General features: G+C 69.4%; 12 protein-coding genes and 1 pseudogene. 9 read left to right on the forward strand and 4 right to left on the reverse strand.

Annotation, left to right across the window (positions count from 1 at the left end; genetic code table 11):
* Positions 1-338: 338 nt before the first annotated feature.
* Entirely contained in the window at positions 339-1352 is a 1014-nt protein-coding gene (locus DX914_RS04300) for a LacI family DNA-binding transcriptional regulator (protein WP_115857807.1), read from the reverse strand.
* A 371-nt stretch (positions 1353-1723) separates the two neighbouring features.
* Between DX914_RS04300 and smc the strand changes: the two genes are divergently transcribed.
* The 9 genes from smc (at position 1724) to DX914_RS04345 (ending at position 16011) form a co-directional block, all read left to right on the forward strand.
* Positions 1724-5227: a chromosome segregation protein SMC gene (smc, locus tag DX914_RS04305; RefSeq protein ID WP_115857808.1), complete on the forward strand. Its 3504-nt coding sequence runs from the start codon at positions 1724-1726 to the stop codon at positions 5225-5227.
* A gap of 168 nt (positions 5228-5395) precedes the next feature.
* A complete protein-coding gene (gene zipA, locus DX914_RS04310; protein WP_115857809.1) occupies positions 5396-6157 on the forward strand; it encodes a cell division protein ZipA in 762 nt (253 codons plus the stop codon).
* 207 nt (positions 6158-6364) lie between these two features.
* Positions 6365-8713 carry an NAD-dependent DNA ligase LigA gene (gene ligA / locus DX914_RS04315; RefSeq protein WP_115857810.1) on the forward strand — a complete coding sequence of 783 codons (2349 nt, stop codon included), beginning with the start codon at positions 6365-6367 and terminating at the stop codon, positions 8711-8713.
* An 18-nt stretch (positions 8714-8731) separates the two neighbouring features.
* Complete coding sequence (gene epmA, locus DX914_RS04320) at positions 8732-9751, forward strand: EF-P lysine aminoacylase EpmA (protein ID WP_115857811.1); 1020 nt, start codon at positions 8732-8734, stop codon at positions 9749-9751.
* 104 nt (positions 9752-9855) lie between these two features.
* Positions 9856-10596 (forward strand): DUF3011 domain-containing protein, encoded by a 741-nt coding sequence (locus DX914_RS04325; RefSeq protein WP_158549186.1) that lies wholly within the window; start codon positions 9856-9858, stop codon positions 10594-10596.
* Between the two features lie 156 nt (positions 10597-10752).
* Entirely contained in the window at positions 10753-11508 is a 756-nt protein-coding gene (locus DX914_RS04330) for a DUF3011 domain-containing protein (RefSeq protein WP_115857813.1), read from the forward strand.
* A 135-nt stretch (positions 11509-11643) separates the two neighbouring features.
* Positions 11644-12699: an S-methyl-5-thioribose-1-phosphate isomerase gene (gene mtnA / locus DX914_RS04335; protein WP_115857814.1), complete on the forward strand. Its 1056-nt coding sequence runs from the start codon at positions 11644-11646 to the stop codon at positions 12697-12699.
* A 298-nt stretch (positions 12700-12997) separates the two neighbouring features.
* Positions 12998-15637, forward strand: coding sequence for a DNA gyrase subunit A (gyrA, locus tag DX914_RS04340; protein ID WP_425480670.1), 2640 nt, complete (start codon positions 12998-13000; stop codon positions 15635-15637).
* 71 nt (positions 15638-15708) lie between these two features.
* The gene (locus DX914_RS04345) at positions 15709-16011 is read left to right on the forward strand and encodes a hypothetical protein (protein WP_115857816.1); all 303 of its coding nucleotides are present in this window, start codon (positions 15709-15711) and stop codon (positions 16009-16011) included.
* Between the two features lie 84 nt (positions 16012-16095).
* Here the strand turns inward: DX914_RS04345 and DX914_RS20680 are convergent, their stop codons facing one another.
* From DX914_RS20680 to DX914_RS04355, 3 genes and pseudogenes are all read right to left on the reverse strand, one after another.
* Positions 16096-18258: a M4 family metallopeptidase gene (locus tag DX914_RS20680; protein ID WP_115857817.1), complete on the reverse strand. Its 2163-nt coding sequence runs from the start codon at positions 18256-18258 to the stop codon at positions 16096-16098.
* Between the two features lie 635 nt (positions 18259-18893).
* A complete protein-coding gene (locus DX914_RS20760; RefSeq protein WP_231118219.1) occupies positions 18894-19529 on the reverse strand; it encodes a PKD domain-containing protein in 636 nt (211 codons plus the stop codon).
* Positions 19515-20804: pseudogene (locus DX914_RS04355) on the reverse strand (M12 family metallo-peptidase); the annotation flags it as partial. The pseudogene DX914_RS04355 and the gene DX914_RS20760, both read right to left, overlap by 15 nt.
* Positions 20805-20973: the final 169 nt, after the last annotated feature.

Here is a 20973-nt window from a genome sequence, read left to right on the forward strand (position 1 = left end):
ACCCACGCGCGGCTGGCGACGAAATCGCATCTGACGCGGTGCGAGCACGGTGTGCGGAAGTTTGTTTATGTTTTTGATTTGAAAGGAATGCATCGCGTCGATCACGCCGCCCGAGCGGGCGGCGCTGGCGGCGGCCCGTGCGATCGCTTCACGCTGCGGCGCAGCAAGCGCCAGCGCGACACGGAGGGGCGGTAGCTCCTCGCTTTGGGGTAGGAGCGGCGTAAGCCGCGATCCGGCAATACGAACGGCCGCGACCTACCCACCGCCGGAATGGGCGGTCGCGCTTACGCCGCTCCCACCGTGGGGTCTTAGGAGTTGCGTGATTTACCGCCGGGGCCTCAGGTCACCCGCACCACCAGATTGGTCGGCAGGATTTCCGACTGCGCCGGCCGGCCTTCGATCAGCGCCAGGATCTTGCGCGCCAGCAGCACGCCGGCGTCGGTGAAGTTCTGGTGCACCGAGCTCAGCGGCGGCAGATAGGTCGCGCCCAGCGGGGTGTCGTCGTAGCCGATCACCGACACGTCCTCGGGCACGCGCCGGCCGCGCTCGATCAGGGCGCGGATCGCGCCGATGGCGAGCAAGTCGCTGGCCGCGAACAGGGCGTCGAACTGCGGCTGGTTGTCGAGCAGGGCATGCACGGCCGCGGCGCCGGCGCTGACGGTCAGGCCGTGCACCGGCGGCGTCAGCGGGCTGAGGCCGTGCCCGGCCAGGGCGCGGCCGTAGCCCTCCAGGCGCTCGGCGAACTCGCCGTGCGCGGCATCGCCCAGGAACACCGGCTGGCGCCGGCCCAGAGCCATGAAGCGTTCGGCCGCGAGCGCGCCGCCGCGCTGATTGTCGCTGCCCACCACCACCTGCGATTCGTGGCGGCTGACCGCGCCCCAGACCACCATCGGCCGGCCCCAGCGCCGGACCTGGTGCATGGCGTCCTCGTGCGCGCCCTGGCCGAGCAGGATCACGCCGTCGGCGGCCTGCACGCTGGGCAGCGCGCCGCCCTGCAGCGAGGTCAGCAGCACGGCGTAGCCGGAGGACGTCAGCTCCTGGCTGATGCCGCCGAGCAGGTCCAGGGGATAGGGGCCGGACATCTGCCGTTCGATGGTGGGGGTCATTTCCACCACCACCGCCACGGTCATGCTGCGGCGCAGGCGCAGGTTGCGCGCGGAGATGTTGAACATGTAGCCCTGGCGCTCGGCCAGGGCCTTGATCTGGGCGCGGGTCTCGGGATTGACTAGCGGGCTGTCGCGCAGCGCGCGCGAGACTGTGATCGCCGAGACGCCGGCCAGCTTGGCCAGGTCGGCCATGGTCGGGCTGTCGCCAGGTTCCTTCTTGCGGCGCTGGGCGCGGGGGCGGCTCATGCGGGCGGATCGTTCCAGGATCGCAACAAACGTCGGACCGCCCCTATTTACCATGCGCCGCCGTTCGCGCGCGTGTCGGCACTTGACCGGGTGTGTCGGCCGCGAACCCGGTGCGGAGAACCGTTTCCGGGAAGCCGGCGATCGAAACGGCGAACCCCGCTGGCGCACGGACAGGGCCGAAAAGGCGGCCGTTCCAGCGCCTGGGCGCGCGCCCGTCGGCTCCGAGCGGCGGCCTAGCCCCCGGCCCGCTATACTCCGGGGTGAGCGCGGCCAAGAACCGCTGCTGGCCTTGATGATTCAATCACTTGGCCGCACTGTCTAACCTAATTTCACGGTCGCGTCCGCCGCGTCCCTAAAGGCCCACACGCCGCATGCGTCTGTCCACGATCAAGCTGTCCGGTTTCAAGTCCTTCGTCGATCCGACCACCTTGCACCTGCCCACCAACATGACCGGTGTGGTCGGTCCCAACGGCTGCGGCAAGTCCAACATCATCGACGCGGTGCGCTGGGTCATGGGCGAAAGCTCGGCCAGCCGCCTGCGCGGCGACTCGCTGACCGACGTGATCTTCGCCGGCTCCTCGGCGCGCAAGCCGGTGTCGCAGGCGATGGTCGAGCTGATCTTCGACAACTCCGACCACACCATCACCGGCGAATTCGCGGCCTTCAACGAAATCTCGGTCAAGCGCGTGGTCAGCCGCGACGGCCAGAGCCAGTACTACCTCAACGGCGGCAAGTGCCGGCGCCGCGACATCACCGACCTGTTCCTGGGCACCGGCCTGGGCCCGCGCAGCTACTCGATCATCGAGCAGGGCATGATCTCGCAGATCATCGAGGCCAAGCCCGAAGACCTGCGCGTGTATCTGGAGGAAGCCGCCGGCATCTCCAAGTACAAGGAACGGCGCAAGGAAACCGAAACCCGCATCCGCCACACCCGCGAGAACCTGGACCGCCTCAACGACCTGCGCGAGGAAGTGGGCAAGCAGCTCGAGCACCTGCGCCGCCAGGCGCGCCAGGCCGAGCAGTACCAGGCGATCCAGGCCGAGCGCCGGATCAAGGACGCCGAGTGGAAGGCGCTGGAACACCGCGCCCTGGATCAGAAGCTGCAGTCGCAGCGCGAGAAGCTGTCGCAGCAGGAAACCCGCCTGCAGCAGCTGATCGCCGAGCAGCGCGAGGCCGAGCGGGAGCTGGAAACCGGCCGCGTGCGCCGCGAGGAAGCCGCCGAGGCCTTGAACAAGGCCCAGGCCGCCAGCTACGAGGTCGGCGGCGCGCTGGCCCGGATCGAACAGCAGATCCAGCACCAGCGCGAAATGACCAGCCGCCTGCAGCGCGCGCGCGACGAAGCCGCCGCGCAGCTGGCCGAACTGGGCAGCCACATCGGCAGCGACCAGGACCGCCTGGACGCGCTGCGCGCCGCGGTCGAGGACGCCGAACCGCGCCTGGAAGCCTTGCGCGACAACGACGAAGCGCGCCAGGACGCGCTGCGCGAGGCCGAAACCAAGCTCGGCGACTGGCAGCAGCGCTGGGACGCGCACAGCCGCGAGCAGGCCGAGGCCGCGCGCGCGGCCGACGTCGAGCGCACCCGCATCGAAGGCCTGGACCGCCAGGCCCTGGACGGCGACCGCCGGCGCGAGGCGCTGAGCAACGAACGCATCGGCCTGGACGTGGCCGCGCTGGCCGCCGCCTTCGAGCAGATCCAGTCGCAGCACGATATCCAGAAGGAATCGCTGGAAGGCCTGACCCACGAGCTGGAAACCCGCAAGCGCAGCGTGACCGAGCTGCAGGAACAACAGCGCGGCACTCAGTCCGAACTGGCCGAAGTGCGCAAGCAGGCGCAGGCCGCGCGCGGTCGCCTGTCCTCGCTGGAAACCCTGCAGCACGCGGCGCTGGGCCAGGAGCAGGGCGCGGCCCTGAGCTGGCTGAAGGCGCGCGGGCTGGACAGCGCGGCACGCGTGGGCGAACGCCTGGACGTGGACGCGGGCTGGGAAAACGCGGTCGAAGGCGCGCTGGGCCAACTCATCGAAGGCGTGCTGGTGGAATCGCCGGAAGCCCTGGTCGAGGCCATCGGCGAACTCGGCGACGGCCGCCTCAGCCTGGTCTCGCCCGAGACCGACGACAGCCACTATCCCGCGACCTCGCTGGCGGCCAAGGTGCGCGGCCCGCGCGCGATCCGCCGCCTGCTGGCGCGCCTGCACGCGGCCGAAGACCTGGCCGCCGCGCGCGCGCTGCAGCCCAGCCTGGGCGAGGGCGAATCGGTCGTCACCCGCAACGGCGAACGCCTGGGCGAGGGTTGGCTGCGGGTGACCCGCGCAGGCAGCGCCCAGCAGGGCGCGCTGCTGCGCGAACGCGAAATCCAGAGCCTGCGCGGCGACATCGACGCGCTGATCGCGCGCGAGCGCGAGCTCGAATCGCTGCAGGTACAGCTGCGCGACCGCACCCTGGCCGCCGAACAGCAGCGCGAGGACGCGCAGCGTTCGCTGTACATGGCCCACCGCGGCGTGTCCGAACTGGCCGGTCAGCTGCAGAGCCAGCAGGGCCGCCTGGATTCGGCGCGCGGCCGCATCGAGAAGATCGACGCCGAACTCGAACAGCTGATCGCCACCCTGGACAGCAGCCGCGAGCAGGCGCGCGACGCGCGCGCGCGCCAGGAAGCCGCGGTCGAACGCATGGGCGAGCTGGAAGACGCGCGCCAGCAACTGGAATCCGAACGCCGCGCGCTGGGCGAGGCCCGCGACGCTGCGCGCAACGCCGCGCGCGAATCGCGCGACACCGCCCATGCGCTGGCCCTGACCCTGGAGGCGCAGCGCACCCAGATCGTCGGCCTGTCGCAGGCGCTGGACCGCATGGGCGGCCAGCGCGGGCAGTTGGACACGCGCCTGGGCGAACTGGCCGCGCAGCTGGCCGAGGGCGATCAGCCGGTGCAATCGCTGGAAGCCCAGCGCCAGGTCGCGCTGGAGCAGCGCGTGCTGGCCGAGCAGACCCTGACCAGCGCGCGCAGCCACCTGGACGGCATCGACAACGACCTGCGCCGTTTCGAGCAGACCCGTCACCAGCGCGACGAGCAGGCCCTGCAGCAGCGCGAGGGCATCGGCCAGCGCCGCCTGGAGCAGCAGGCACTGGTGCTCAAGGCCGAGCAGTTGGCCGCGGCCGTGGTCGAGGCCGGCTTCGTACTCGAGGACGTGACCAACACCCTGACCGACGACATGTCGCCGCAGGTCTGGGAGCGTACCGTAACCGAGCTGGACGCCAAGATGCGCCGGCTCGAGCCCGTCAACCTGGCCGCGATCGCCGAGCATGCCGAGGCCGCGCAGCGCAAGGACTACCTGGACGCGCAGCACACCGACCTGACCACCGCGCTGGAGACCCTGGAAGACGCGATCCGCAAGATCGACCGCGAGACCCGCGGCCGCTTCAAGGACACCTTCGACCGGGTCAATTCCGGCGTGCAGGAGCTGTATCCGCGCCTGTTCGGCGGCGGTCACGCCTACCTGGAACTCACCGGTGAGGACCTGCTCGACACCGGCGTGGCGATCATGGCGCGCCCGCCGGGCAAGCGCGTGTCCAACATCTCGCTGCTGTCCGGCGGCGAGAAGGCGATGACCGCGGTGGCCCTGGTGTTCGCGATCTTCCGCCTCAACCCGGCGCCGTTCTGTCTGCTGGACGAGGTCGACGCGCCGCTGGACGAAGCCAACGTCGGCCGTTTCACGGCGATGGTCAGCGAGATGAGCGAACAGGTACAGTTCCTGTTCGTGAGCCACAACAAGGCGACGATGGAGGCCGCGCATCAGCTGTCCGGCGTCACCATGCGCGAACCCGGCGTCAGCCGCCTGGTGTCGGTGGACCTGGCCGAGGCCACGCGCCTGGCCGGCGCGGCTTGAGGTTCGATTCGCAACCGGCCACGGCGGCCGGCGCGTCGTACCGATGCGTCATCCCCGCGAAGGCGGGGATCCAGGGCTGTATCGCGGCATGCGTCTGAAGTCTTGGGTTTCCCGCTCGCGCGGACACGACGAGCAAAAGCAACAACCTAAAATTCAAGGAGCTACCGAATGTCCGAAGTGACCCTGCTGCGGATCGGCATCCTGATCGCTGGCTTGATCCTGATCGCCGCGATCGTGTTCTTCGGCCGCCCGCGCAAGCCCGGCCAGGGCAAGCGCCTGGCGCGCGAGTCCGGCGACGAGGCCCGCGGCAAGGGCGACAGCGGCCGGCGCGAGCCGACCCTGGGCGAGATGATCGAAGGCGATGCGCAGACCGCGTCCGCGGCCGGCGATGCCACCCGCCAGGCCGAGCTGGAACTGTTCGAGCGCACCCTGGACGGCGGCGCCGCGACCAGCGAGCTGGGCCGCCGCGCCACCGAGGAATTCGACAAGATCGTCACCCTGTACCTGGCCGCGCGCGCCGGCGCCAAGCTGCACGGCCCCGACATCGTCGTGGCGGCCGAGAAAGCCGGCCTGGTCTACGGCCACATGGGCGTGTTCCATCGCCTGGTCGAGGGCCATCCCGAGCGCGGCCCGGTGTTCAGCGTGGCCAACATCATGAAGCCCGGCAGCTTCGACATGGCCCAGATCCAGGCCCTGGAAACTCCGGCCATCGCCTTCTTCCTGACCCTGCCCGCGCCGGTGCCGGCGCTGGACGCCTGGGAAACCATGCTGCCCACCGCGCAGCGCATGGCCGAACTGCTGGACGGCGTGGTCCTGGACGAGCAGCGCAACGCGCTGGGCCGCCAGCGCATCGCCCACCTGCGCGACGAACTGCGCGCCTACGACCGCCAGCGCGAAGCGCCGCCGCTGACGCGGCCTACGCGCTGGTAACAGCGCAGGCAAAGCAAAAGCGAATCCCCTCAATCCTCCTCTCGCAAAGGGGGAGACGGCATTCGCGTGCGATCTAGCTTTGGCTGTTCCCCCCTTTGAAAAAGGGGGGCAGGGGGATTTGCTTCACCCGCATCTAACTAACAACGCCCCAAACCGTTCAAAATGCATCCACCGCACTGCCCACCGCAGCGCCCTGGATCGCCCGCGATGACCGACGCCGCCCAAGCCGCCAAACGCGCCGCGCAACTGCGCAGCCAGCTCGAAGACGCCAACTACCGCTATCACGTGCTCGACGATCCGAGCATGGCCGACGCGCAGTACGATCGCCTGCTGCGCGAGCTGGACGAACTGGAGGCCGCGCACCCCGAGCTGGTCAGCCCCGATTCGCCGACCCAGCGCGTGGGCAACGCGCCGTCCTCGGCCTTCGCCCCGGTGCGCCACGCCATTCCCATGCTGTCGCTGGGCAACGCCTTCACCGACGAAGAGGTGGCCGACTTCGAACGCCGCATCGAGGAGCGCCTGGACCGCAGCGCGCCCACGTTCTCGGTCGAACCCAAGCTCGACGGCCTGGCCATCAGCCTGCGCTACGAGGACGGCCGATTCGTCCAGGGCGCGACCCGCGGCGACGGCGCCACCGGCGAGGACGTCACCGCCAACCTGCGCACAGTCAAGGCCATTCCGCTGCAATTGCGCGGCCAGGGCTGGCCGCAGGTGCTGGAAGTGCGCGGCGAGGTCTACATGCCGCTGGCCGCGTTCAAGGCCTACAACGAACGCGCCCTGGCCGAGGGCGGCAAGGTGCTGGCCAATCCGCGCAACGGCGCCGCCGGTTCGCTGCGCCAGCTCGATCCGCGCATCACCGCGCAGCGCCCGCTGGCCTTCTACGCCTACGCCGTGGGCGTGGTCGAAGGCTACGAGCTGCCGGCCACGCATTCGGCCACGCTGGCCAAGCTGCGCGACTGGGGTTTCCCGGTCAGCGGCGAAAGCCAGGTGGTGTCCGGCACCGAAGGCCTGCTGGGCTACTACCGGCGCATCGGCGAGAAGCGCCACGCGCTGCCGTTCGACATCGACGGCGTGGTCTACAAGCTCGACGACTACGCCGGCCAGCGCGAGATGGGCTTCGTCTCGCGCGCGCCGCGCTGGGCGATCGCGCACAAGTTCCCGGCCCAGGAACAGTCGACCACGGTCGAATCGGTCGAGGTCAACGTCGGCCGCACCGGCGCGGTCACGCCCTGGGCGCTGATGGCGCCGGTGCAGGTGGGCGGCGTGGTCGTGACCCGCGCCACCTTGCACAACGCCGACCAGGTCGCGCGCCTGGACGTGCGCAACGGCGACACCGTGATCGTGCGCCGCGCCGGCGACGTGATTCCGGAAGTGGTGCGCGTGGTGGTCGAACAGCGCCCGCCCGGCACCCAGCCCTGGTCCATGCCCAGCCACTGCCCGGTCTGCGGTTCGGAACTGGTGCGCGAGGAGGGCGAAGCGGTCTGGCGCTGTTCGGGCGAACTGATCTGTCCCGCGCAGCGCAAGGAAGCGGTGATCCATTTCGCCTCGCGCCGGGCCATGGACATCGAAGGCCTGGGAGAGCGCTACGTCGAAGTGCTGTCGGACCTGGGTTACGTGCAGTCGGTGGCCGACCTGTACAAGCTCAGCGTCGACGACCTGCTGGAAATGAAGCGCCGCGCCGACGAGCGCGACGGCACCACGCCCGAGACGGTGAAAGCCGGCAAGGTCGCCAGCAAATGGGCCGAGAACCTGATCGAGGCCATCGACCGCAGCCGCGCCACCACCCTGGAGCGCTTCCTCAACGCCCTGGGCATCGAACACGTCGGCGAGAGCACGGCCAAGGCGCTGGCCGCCTGGTTCGGCGACATCCAGCTGATCCGGCGCCTGCCGTGGCCGCTGTTCAAGCGCGTGCCCGATATCGGCGGCGAAGTCGCGCGTTCGCTGGGCCACTTCTTCGACCAGGCCGGCAACCAGCAGGTCATCGACGATCTGCTCGAACGCGGCGTGCGCATCGAAGACAGCCGCGAACCCTCGCCCAAGCTGCGCGAGGGCCTGGACCTGGCTACGGTGCTGGCCGACATGGAGATCGCCAAGGTCACCAAGGTGCGTGCGCCGCAGGTGGTGGCCACCGGCGCGCTCGATACCGCCAAGCCCGCGGACGCTGCGGCGACGCTGGCGGCGTCGGACCTGCCCAAGGACGTGATCGACAGCCTCAGCGCCTGGCTGGACGAACCCGGCCACTGGGCTTTGCTGCAACAGCTGCGCACCGCGTTGCCCGAACTGCTCGCGCGCCTGCCGGCCGGCGCCGAGGCGGCGGCCGGCCCGCTCGACGGCCAGACCGCCGTGCTCACCGGCACCTTGTCCGCGCTCAGCCGCGACGAGGCCAAGGCCAAGCTGGAAGCGCTGGGCGCCAAGGTCGCCGGCAGCGTGTCGAAGAAGACCAGCTTCGTGGTCGCCGGCGAGGCCGCCGGTTCCAAGCTGGACAAGGCGCAGGAGCTGGGCGTCGAAATCTGGGACGAGGCGCGCCTGCTCGCGTTCCTCGAGCAGCACGCGTGAATCGATGAGCGCGTTCGAATGAGCACGTCCCAAACCGGCCCCGGCTGGCGCCACGGCCTCGATGCGCCTGCCCAGTGGACGCCCAGCGCCTCGCCCGACGCGCTGCGCCTGCGCGCCCGGGTCAACCGCCTGATCCGCGAGTTCTTCCACGCCCGTAACGTGCTCGAAGTGGAAACGCCGGTGCTCTCGCGCGCCGGCAACACCGATCCCAACATCGCCTCGTTCTCGCTGACCTTCGCCGGACGCACCGACGGCGCGCCGCGCACGCGCTGGCTGCGCACCTCGCCCGAATATCCGCTCAAGCGCCTGCTCGCCGCGGGCCTGGGCGATTGCTACGAACTGGGCCGGGTCTTCCGCGACGGCGAGGCCGGCGGCCGCCACAACCCAGAATTCAGCATGCTCGAGTGGTACCGTCTGGGCTACGACCACCAGCGCCTGATCGACGAGACCGCCGAACTGGTGCAGGCCGCGCTGGCCCTGGTCGGCCGCAGCGCCACGCTGCGCCGGGTGAGCTATCGCGAGTTGTACCGCGAGCGCCTGGGCCTGGATCCGATGCAGGCCGGCGAACCCGAATTGCGCGCCGCACTAGGGGACGTCGTGATCGATCCCCAAGGCCTGACCCGCGACGACTGGCTGGACCTGCTGATGACCCACCGCCTGCAGCCGGCCTTCGCCCGCGACGAACTGCTGGCCGTGTACGACTACCCGGCCTCCCAGTGCGCGCTGGCGCGCGTGCGCGCGGACGATCCGCCGGTGGCCGAGCGCTTCGAGCTCTACCTGGGCCCGCTGGAACTGGCCAACGGCTACCACGAACTGGCCGACGCGGACGAGCAGGGAGAACGTTTTCAGCGCGACCTGGCGCTGCGTGCGCAACGCGGCGATGCCGCGCCGCCGCGCGACGAATTCCTGCTCGCCGCACTGGGCGCGGGCCTGCCGGCCAGTGCCGGCGTAGCGCTGGGCGTGGACCGCCTGCTGATGGCCCTGCTCGACAGCGGCCGCATCGCCGATGTGCTGGCGTTCGATTTCGCGCGCGCATGACATCGCTGAACGACAGGCGCACGCCGCCAAACTTGGACCAGGTTTTGATTGACCGTTCAGGGACGCGGGTTAGAGTGATCGCGTCTGACCTTGGGGAGTCTCGGATGCGCGTACGCACGGCCACGATGGTGACGCTGGCGCTGGCCTTTGCGGCCGGCACGGGGACGGCGTCGGCGCAAGCCGGCGGCGAAACCCTGTACGGCGACCGCGTGCTGCGCTGCGAATCCGCCGGCGACGCCCCGCGCCAGTGCCCGGCCGACACCAGCGGCGGCGTGCGCCTGCTGCGGCGTCTGTCCGGCAGCGACTGCGACGAAGGCAAGAGCTGGGGCGTGGACCGCAGCGGCGTCTGGGTCGCGCGCGGCTGCAGCGCCGATTTCCTGCTCGGCCAGGGCGGCAGCGGCAAGGACAGCCGCAGCGGCGACCGCGTGCTGCGCTGCGAATCCAAGGGCGGGCGCTGGAACCATTGCCGCGCCGACGGCAGCGGCGGCGTGCAACTGGTGCGCCAGCTGTCCAAGCGCCCCTGCATTCGCGACCAGACCTGGGGCGCGGACGGGCAGGGCCTGTGGGTGTCCGGCGGCTGCCGCGGCGAATTCCAGGTGGTGTCCAGCGATCCGCGCGTGGTCTACCCCACGGTGCCGCGCGCGCGCCTGGTGCGCTGCGAATCGATCAAGAGCCTGGCCCAGCGCTGCGCGGTGGAAACCGGTGCGGGCGTGCGCCTGCACAAGCAGCTTTCGCGCTCGCAGTGCGTGGAAGGCCGCAGCTGGGGCTACGACCGCAACGGCATCTGGGTCGAAGAAGGCTGCCGCGCCGAGTTCGAAGTGGGCGTGGCGCGCAACGGCGGCTGAGGCGCGGCCGGACCATGGCGCCCCTGCCGTTGGTCATGACACGCTTAAGCCGTAGATGAACGCAATACCGGCGGGCAGGACCTCGCCACGAAATCTTGAACTCGCGTTAAGCGGACGCGGCTAGAGTTTTCCTCAACTGACAACGGAGTGACGGACATGGTCGTACGCATCGTTTCCACTATCGCCCTGGCGCTCGGCGTCAGCGCAGCCGCGCACGCCCAATACGGCGGTTATCCGGGTTACGGCGACCAGCAGAACGTGCGCTGCGAATCCGACGACGGACGCAGCCGCACCTGCTATGCCGACACCCGCGGCGGCGTGCGCCTGGTGCGCCAGCTGTCCAAGTCGCAGTGCGTGCAGGGCCAGACCTGGGGCTACAACCGCGACGGCATCTGGGTCAGCAACGGTTGCCGCGGCGAGTTCGAAGTCGGCCGCGGCGACGGCGGCTGGAACGGCGGCGGCGGTTGGAACGGCGGCGGTGGCGACACCGTGCGCTGCGAGTCCGACGATGGCCGCTACCGCACCTGCAACATCAACGGCAACCGCGCGCGCCTGGTGCGCCAGTTGTCCAAGTCGCCCTGCGTGGAAGGCCAGAGCTGGGGCTCGCAGCGCGGCAGCGTGTGGGTCAGCAACGGCTGCCGCGGCGAGTTCAGCAGCGGCCGCGGCAATGGCGGCTGGAACGGCGGTGGCGGTTGGAACGGAGGCGGCGGCAACCAGTGGCGCAGCATGACCTGCGAGTCCAACGACGGCCGCGAAGGCCGCATGCGCCGCTGCAACACCACCATCCGCGACGGCGCGCGCCTGATCCGCCAGACCTCCAAGAGCGCCTGCATCGAAGGCCGCACCTGGGGCTGGGACAACAACGGCATCTGGGTGCAGATGGGTTGCCGCGGCGAGTTCAGCGTGCGCTGATCGTCCGCAACACCCGCACCAGCGAAGGCCCCGCAGCGATGCGGGGCTTTTTCTTCCCCCTTTGAAAAAGGGGGATTGAGGTGGATTGGCTCCGCACTCGCCGTCCTCCCACACCCCCTGCGATAAACTGGCCGCATGACCGACATCGACTTCGACCGTTACGACCGCATCCGTCCCATCCGCTGGACCGGCGACGCCCTGGAACTGCTGGACCAGCGCCGCCTGCCGTTCCAGGTCGAGTACGTGCGCTGCGGGGACAGCGACGCGGTGGCCGCGGCCATCCACGCGCTGACCGTGCGCGGTGCGCCGGCGATCGGCATCGCCGCCGCCTGGGGCGCGGTGCTGGCCGCGCGCGAGGTCGAAGCCGCCGACGGCGTGGCCGCGCTGGCCGCGCTGGAGCCGGCGCTGCAGCGCCTCAACGCCGCACGTCCGACCGCGGTCAACCTGGCCTGGGCGCTGGCGCGCATGCGCGGCGCGCTGGCCGGCGCGGGCGCCGACTGGCGCGCGCGCCTGGAGCGCGAAGCCCAGGCCATCGCCGAGGAAGACCTGGCTGCCAACCGCCGCATGGGCGCGCTGGGCGCGGCCCTGATCGCGCCCGGCAGCGGCGTGCTCACCCATTGCAACACCGGCTCGCTGGCCACCGCCGGCTTCGGCACCGCGCTGGGCGTGATCCGCGCGGGCGTGGCCCAGGGGCGCATCGACCGCGTCTACGCCGGCGAGACCCGGCCCTGGCTGCAGGGCGCGCGCCTGACCGTGTGGGAGCTCGAGCAGGACGGCATCGCCCCGACCCTGATCGCCGACGCCGCCGCCTCGCACCTGATGAAGAGCGGGCAGGTGCAGTGGGTGGTGGTCGGCGCCGACCGCATCTGCGCCAACGGCGACACCGCCAACAAGATCGGCACCTACCAGCTGGCCATCGCCGCGCGCCACCACGGGCTGAAGTTCATGGTCGCCGCGCCTTCGTCCACGGTGGACATGGCCACGCCCTCGGGCGACGCGATCGAGATCGAGGAGCGCGACCCCGGCGAGCTGTTCGGCGTGGGCGGAGTGCGCACCGCGGCCGAGAACGTGGGCGCCTGGAACCCGGTGTTCGACGTGACCCCGCACGAGCTGATCGACGCCATCGTCACCGAGCGCGGGGTGATCGAGCGCCCCGACGCCGCCGCCATGCGAGCCGCGTTCCCGGGCTGAACCCGAGTCCCGCGCGGGGCCTGTGCCAGGCCCCGCAATTCACCCCGCAAGTGCTTGTTTCTGCGTGGGAATCGGACTGCCGTGAAAGCGGCGTTCGTGCTATCATTTCCTGTCCTCCTACGCCGCTGCGCGCGGGCCGCGAATCCAGCCCGCGCGGGCCGGTTTTTGCCGCCGCCCGGCACGGCCGACGGGGACGCCACACCACCGCCCGTACGGAACCCTGATGGCCGAACTCGCCAAGGAAATCATCCAGGTCAATCTCGAAGACGAGATGCGCCGCAGCTACCTCGACTACGCCATGAGCGTGATCGTGGGGCGCGCGCTTCCCGACGTCCGAGACGGCCTCAAGCCGGTCCACCGTCGCGTCCTGTACGCGATGAACGAACTCGGCACCCACGCCAGCAAGCCGCACGTGAAGTCGGCGCGTATCGTCGGCGACGTGATCGGTAAGTACCACCCGCACGGCGACCAGTCGGTCTACGACACGCTGGTGCGCATGGCCCAGCCGTTCTCGCTGCGTTACCTGCTGGTCGACGGCCAGGGCAACTTCGGTTCGGTCGACGGCGACGACGCCGCGGCCATGCGTTACACCGAGGCGCGCATGACGCGCCTGACCCACGAGCTGCTGGCCGACATCGACAAGGAAACCGTCGACTTCCAGCCCAACTACGACGAGAAGGAACTCGAACCCACGGTCCTGCCGACGCGGGTGCCGAACCTGCTGGTCAACGGCTCGGCCGGCATCGCGGTGGGCATGGCCACCAACATCCCGCCGCACAACCTCACCGAGGTCATCAACGCCACCATCGCGCTGATCGACGAGCCGGAGATCGACGTCGACGGGCTGATGGCCTACATCCCCGGCCCGGACTTCCCGACCGCGGGCATCATCAACGGCACCGCCGGCATCGTCGCCGCCTACCGCACCGGCCGCGGCCGCGTGCGCATGCGCGCGCGCGCCGAGATCGAGGTCAACCAGGACACCGGCCGCGAGGCCATCGCGGTCACCGAGATCCCGTACCAAGTCAACAAGGCGCGGCTGATCGAGAAGATCGCCGAGCTGGTGAAGGAAAAGAAGCTCGAGGGCATCAGCGAGCTGCGCGACGAGTCCGACAAGGACGGCATGCGCATCTTCATCGAGATCAAGCGCGGCGAATCGGCCGAGGTAGTGCTCAACAACCTCTATCAACAGACGCAGATGGAGTCGGTGTTCGGCATCAACATGGTCGCCCTGGTCGACGGCCGTCCGCAGCTGCTGAACCTCAAGCAGGTGCTGGAAGCGTTCGTGCGCCACCGCCGCGAAGTGGTCACCCGCCGCACCATCTTCGATCTGCGCAAGGCGCGCCAGCGCGCGCACATCTTGGAAGGCCTGACGGTCGCGCTGGCCAACATCGACGAGATGATCGAACTGATCAAGACCTCGGCGAACCCGAACGAAGCGCGCGAGCGCATGCTGGCCAAGACCTGGGAGCCGGGCCTGGTCGGCGCGCTGCTGGCCGCGGCCGGCGCCGAGGCCTCGCGTCCGGAAGACCTGCCGCCGGGCGTCGGCCTGACCGATGGGCGCTACCAGCTGACCGAGGTCCAGGCCACCCAGATCCTGGAAATGCGCCTGCACCGCCTGACCGGCCTGGAGCAGGACAAGCTCACCGAGGAATACCGTGCGCTGCTGGACACCATCCGCGGCCTGATCGAGATCCTGGAAAACCCCGACGTGCTGCTCGAGGTGATCCGCACCGAGCTGCGCAACCTGAAGGAAGAGTTCGGCGACGAGCGCCGCAGCGAAATCCGCGCCAGCGAAGAAGACCTGGACATCCTCGACCTGATCGCGCCGGAAGACGTGGTGGTCACACTGTCGCACTCCGGCTACGCCAAGCGCCAGCCGGTCAGCGCCTATCGCGCGCAGAAGCGCGGCGGCAAGGGCCGCAACGCCGCGGCGACCAAGGACGAGGATTTCATCGACAAGCTGTGGCTGGTCAACACCCACGACACCCTGCTGACCTTCACCAGCACCGGCCGGGTGTTCTGGCTGCCCGTGCACCAGCTGCCCGAGGCCGGCCCGAACGCGCGCGGCCGCCCGATCATCAACTGGCTGGCGCTGGAGCAGGGCGAGCAGGTGCAGGCGGTGCTGCCGGTGCGCGAGTACGACGAGGACCACTTCGTGTTCTTCGCCACCCGCAACGGCCGGGTCAAGAAGACGCCGCTGACCGAGTTCGCGTTCAAGCTCGCGCGCGGCAAGATCGCGATCAACCTGGGCGAGGGCGACGCCCTGGTCGACGTGGCCCTGACCGACGGCCAGCGCGACGTGATGCTGTTCGCCTCCAACGGCCGCGCCGCACGCTTCGCCGAAAGCACGGTGCGCCCGATGGGCCGCACCGCCGGCGGCGTGCGCGGCATGCGCCTGCTCGCGGCCTCGGCCGCCGAGAGCGAAGCCGACGATGCCGTCCTCCCCGCCGAGGGCGATATCGACACCGGCGACGCGCCCAACGACACCGGCACCGTGGTGGTGAGCCTGGTCGTGGTCGAAGGCGACGGCGACATCCTCACCGCCAGCGAACGCGGCTACGGCAAGCGCACGCCGGTGGACGACTACCCGCGCAAGGGCCGCGGCACTCAGGGCGTGATCGCGCTCAAGACCACCGAGCGCAACGGCGCCCTGGTCGGCGCGATCCAGCTCAGCGACCACCACGAAGTGCTGATGATCTCCGACGGCGGCACCCTGGTGCGCACGCGCGCGGCCGAGATCTCGCAGGTCGGCCGCAACACTCAGGGCGTGACCCTGATGCGTCTGGCCGACGACGAGAGCCTGCAGACCATCGAGCGCGTGGACGCCTCGCTGGACGAGGACGAGGTCGGCGAGAGCGCGGCGGGCGAGGGCGAGACCCTGCCGCCGCCGGCCAGCGGCGAGACCGCCGGTGAATCGCCGTCGGCCGACAGCTGACCGGTTCGCGATAGGCCACACGGACAACGCCGCCTTCGGGCGGCGTTGTCTTTTGTGCCAGCCCAGGCGGTATGCGCGCCATCCGCGGCGCCAAAATTCCCCACTTTCTGGACCTTGATGGCGATTTGCGTCCCGTGGTCGACTTTGCGGGCTGGAAACCGCCGGCATTCGTGGGCCATAGGGACGTGAACCAATCCGATGTCACCGCCGTCGGTTACCTGCTGGTAACGGCTTGCGTCGCCAGCAATTTCTATGCGGCCAGCCTTATAGACGACTCCGCGCTGAGAAAACGCGCCAAGAACATTGCGGCTTTGGTGGTGATCGCGCTTTTCGGTTATTCGCACTGGCTGACCTACCTTGCCGCGGACCTATGAGGGCGACCGTGGCGGCAGGCAAAAAAGAACCCCGGCTCGCGCCGGGGTTCTTGGTTTGCTTGTTGATCTTGACTTGGGCCAGGATCAGAACGTGATGCTCCAGCTGTTGATGTAGCCCACGTCGATCGCCGCACGGTCGGACACGCGCAGCTTCCAGGTGCCGTTGAGGGCTTCCGTGGTCAGGTTGCGGCTGTACGTGGTCACGATGTTGTCGGCGCTGCCGCCGCTGCGGTTGTGCAGGTTGTAGACCGAGCCGTCCGGCGCGATCAGGTCCACGATCAGGTCGCCCTTGTAGGTGTGGACGATGTTGACCGCGATCGAGGCGTTGCTCGGCGCATTGCCGGTACGGCCCGACACCGTGATGTTGCTGGTCACGCCGGTGGCGTTGTTGTCGGGAATGTTGACGTCGGTGGCGTTGGTGTAGGTCTGGGTGCCGCCGGTGCCGCCCACCGTGACCGAAGCGGTCTTGGTGTTGGTGGCGCCGTCGTCGTCGGTGACCGTCAGCGCGACCGTGTAGGTGCCGGCGGTGCTGTAGGTCTTGCTGGGGTTGGTCGCCGTCGAGGTGGTGCCGTCGCCGAAGTTCCAGCTACGCGAGGCGATGGTGCCGTCGCTGTCGGTGGAGGTGTCGGTGAAGGTGGCGGTCAGGCCGCTGACCGAGGAGGTGAAGTTGGCCACCGGTGCGGCATTGCCGCCGCCCGGGCAGTCCACACCCACCAACGCGAACGCCGCGCTGACGTCGGCGACGTTGTAGCCCAGGTCGGTGGCCGCGGTTTCGACGCCGCAGGAGCCCTGGATGAAGTTCGTGCTGGCCGTCCAGTACAGCTGGTTGGCGCGGGCGAAGGCCTTGAACGCCTTCTGCGTATCCCAGCCGGAGGTGGTGGCCAGCTTCCAGAACGCCTTGTTGTACACGCCCGACGAGTAGTGCACGTCCATGCCGTTGGTGTAGTTCGAGGCGTGGCCGATCGAGCGGCCGTCCTGCGGCGGGTTGGCCATGTAGCGCAGCGCGCCGGTGGCCTTGAAGATCTGCGCGCCGACCAGGAAGTCGTTGCTGCCGTTCATGTAGAACTCGGCGGCTTCGCCGGCCATGTCCGAGAACGCTTCGTTGATGCCGCCGGACTGGCCGGAATAGATCAGGCCCGAGTTCTGCTCGGTGAAGCCGTGCGAGACCTCGTGCGCGGACACGTCCAGGCTGACCAGCGGGTAGAAGGTCGAGCCGCCGTCGCCGAAGGTCATCGCCGAGCCGTCCCAGAACGCGTTCTGGTAGCTGTTGCTGTAGTGCACGCGCATGGTCAGCTGGAAGCTCAGCGGCGCGGTGCCCACGTAGGCGCCGTACATGTCGTAGACGACCTTGCCGAAGTAATGCGCGTCGTTGAGCGGCGAGTAGGCGCCGTTGATGGTCTTCACGGTGTTGCGCGGGCAGGTGTACGAGAACGCGGTGCTGCCGCTGGTGCCATGGTTGAGGTTGACCGTCTTCACGTTGGCGTTGTTCATGGTGCAGGTGCTGCCGCTCTGCGCCACGTCCAGATAACCGAAGTTGGTGCCGTACTCGTACTGGCCGGTCTTCTGGTTGCCGCCGGGGCCGGTGCCGTTGGCGTGCGCCAGCGCATCCCACTGCTTAAGCACGCGGCCGTTGTCGGCATCGACGATCACGAACGGGCGGCTCGGCTCGCCGCCGCCGGCGATGTCGGCGACGTAGGACACCACATAGGCCAGGTGGGCGCGGCCGGCGTCGTCGACGTAGATGACCTGCTCGGTCTTCTCGTCGCGCGTGGCCATCAGGCCCTGGCGGCTGCCCAGGCCGGCACGCTTGCCCAGGTTCAGGGCCTGCGCGCGCGCGATGCGCGGGGTGACGGTGGGCACTTCGGCGGACAGGTCGGTGACCATGCGGCCGAACAGGGTGCGCACGTTGCCCGACGCGTCCTCGCTCACCACCACCTGCTCGCCGAAGATCGGCACGCCGCGGTAGCTCTGCTGGTAGCGATAGTGGCGGGTGCCGTTGCGGTCGGACTTGACCGCCACGGCCTTGAGGCTGGAGTTGGCGTCCAGCGCCAGCATTTCGGCGTGGCGCAGGCCGGCGTCGGCGTTGGCGCCCACGCGTGCGGTGGCGCTGCGGTACTGCTGGCTGACCTGGCCCACGTCGAGCTGGTGCAGGTCGTGACGCTGGGCCGCGTCGGCGACGCCGGCGACCAGGATCAGCGCGGCTGCGGCCGACAAGGCATGCAACTTCGGTACGGAACGACGATTCATTGGTATTACCCCCGAACAGGTGTGTAGGTAGGCCGCATCCGCGGCCGGCTCACTGCAGGTGGTGCATCCGCCCCCTGTCACCAGCACGCCCGCCCTGCGCACCGTTACGTCCTTGTGCGTGCGGAAGGTCGTGGGTCCATCGGATACCGCCGCGGACTCCTACGCGGCGGCGGGGGGGACGCTAGGCCCGCCTGCGTTGCGGGGTCAAAGCGGCGGAACTGAATCACATCCGTTAAGCAAGGCCGGCGTACGGATGCGGTGCAGCATGTTTGCAAGGGAAACCGTTTTTTTGCCGGGTTTGGCGCGTGAATCTTTCATTAATGAGAAGGAAATCTGTTTGTAATAATGTTTTAAAACTTTTGTTGCAGCGCGTCATGATGGAGCGCGTTTACCGCTGGCGCCGAAAGTGCATTATGTGATCGACAACATCTTTAACGAAATCAGTCACTTTCATTCATAGTCTGGAGCGTGCTCCAGGCCGGTTTTGAATATTCAAGTCCGCGCTGTGACGAGATTCTCACGTGAAAATGAGCGGCGGGTTACGGATCGCTCCGCGGCCGGCAAAAAGAAAACCCCGGCCGGAGCCGGGGTTGTTGGTCGAGCGCGGCAGGCGGGTGCGCGGACCCGCCCGGCGATCAGAAGGTCAGGCTCCAGCTGTTGATGTAGCCCACGTCCTGGCCGGCGCGATCGGCCGCACGCAGCTTCCAGGCGCCGTTGAGCGTCTCGCTGCTCAGGTTGATGGCCTGGTTGCTGATGATCACGTTGTCGCCGCTGGTGCCGGTGCGGTTGTGCAGGTTGTAGACCGTGCCGTCCGGGGCCAGCAGGTCGACGATCAGGTCGCCCTTGTACGGGTGCTGGATGTTCACCGACACCTGCGAGTTGCTGGGCGCGTTGCCCGAACGGCCGGAGACGGTGATCGTGCTGGTTACGCCGGTGGCGTTGTTGTCCGGGATGTTGACGTCGGTGGTGTTGCTGTAGGTCTGCACGCCGCCGCCGCTGCTGACCGTGACCGACGAGCTCTTGGTGTGGGTGGCGCCGTCGTCGTCGGTGACCGTCAGGGTGACGGTGTACGTGCCGGCCGCGGCGTAGGTGCGGCTGGGGTTGGTCGCGGTGGAGGTGCCGCCATCGCCGAAGTTCCAGCTGCGCGAGACGATGCTGCCATCGCTGTCGCTGGAGCTGTCGGTGAACGTGGCGGTCAGACCGCTGGTGCTGGAGCTGAAGTTGGCCACCGGCGCCGCGTTCGCGCCCGGGTCGGCGCGGAACGCCGCCATGGTCGCCTTGGTCTGCACCAGCACGCGCTGGTTGTGGCTGAGGTTGGTGTTGCCCATGGCCACGCCGTTGTAGGTCACGTCCGGGTTGGACCAATAGTTCAGGCGGGTGCAGGCCGCGCCGCTGCACTGGTAGGCCATGATCGTGCGCCAGCGCGCGCCGCTGGCCGGCGCGTACTGGTAGCCGTGACCGTAGGCGTAGGGGGTGCTGGTCGGGTCGTTGGCCGGATCGTGGCGCGCCGACAGCAGGTGGCCGATCTCGTGGGCGAAGCTGTAGTAGCCGGTCGCGCAATCCCAGTACACGGTGGCGAAGGCGCTGGCGGCGTTGGAGCCGATCGCGCGGGCGCGGCCGCAGTTGCTGTCGTCGTCGATGACCAGCACGTTGACGTCGGCGGCGTTGGCGTCGCGGCTGGCATGGATGTCGTCCATGTAGCCGTCGTTGGTGACGGCGAAGCGCGCCACGTCGGTGGCGTGGCCGTCGCCGACCGAGGTGTACTCGACCGTGCGGTAGTTGGCCAGGACCATGTTGATGCCGACGTTGGAATTCACGTAGCCCTGATTGCTCTCGGCCACGGCCAGTTCGATCAGCGCCTCCATGTCGCCGCCGTAGGCCGCGACGGCCTGGTTGGTGGCCACCACCTGCACGCGGATGGTCGCGGTGGCGCCGGGATCGATCGCGGCCGCGCCGACCAGGCCGCCGGAGCGAGCGGCCGTGCCGCGCATGTCGAACTGCGGCATCGAGGCTTCGTTGTAGTCCGCGGCGTGGTCCGGCGGCATCCGGCTTTCGTCGACTTCGATCACCGCGTTGGTGCCGTCGGGCAGCGACTGGATGCGGTACAGGGTGCCGTCGACGCGGGCATTGCCGGTGATGCGGTCGCCGTGGCGGACCAGGGTGACGGTGTTGCGTGCGTCGCGACCGACTTCGCGCGCGCCGCGCAGGGCGGCGGCGTTGCGCGAGTCGCGCAGGCGGCCTTGCCAGACGGTGTTGCCGCGCGGGGTCTTGCGCGCATCGTCCAGCACCGCGGTGACCAGCTGCGAGCCCAGGCGCAGTTCGATCTCGCGCGTCTGCGCGCTGACCACCGAGGCGTCGGCGCGCTGGATGCGCATGGCGCGGGTGGGGGCGGCCTGGGCCAGGTGCCGGGCGGCGGCGAGCGCGGCGCGCTGCGGGGCCGGCGCTTCGCCCACGAACAGCGGCTTGGCGGCGAAGGCCGGCGCGCTGGCGATGGACAGGAGCAGGGCGGCCCGGGCGAGGGGCGCGGCGTAGTGACGGGTGGTCATCGGGTTCTCTCTCTGGTCGGCCGCGGACGGCCGTGGCGATGGCGGTGTCTCCGCGCGCGGCTTCCGTGCTCGCCGACGCGCCGAGGGTGGCAGGAGCCGCGCGGCGATCGACGCACGCCGCGCTGCGCTCCTTTTCCAACCTAGCCAAGCAGCGGCCGGCCTGGAGAGA

The organism is Lysobacter silvisoli (assembly GCF_003382365.1).
GTDB lineage: Bacteria > Pseudomonadota > Gammaproteobacteria > Xanthomonadales > Xanthomonadaceae > Lysobacter > Lysobacter silvisoli.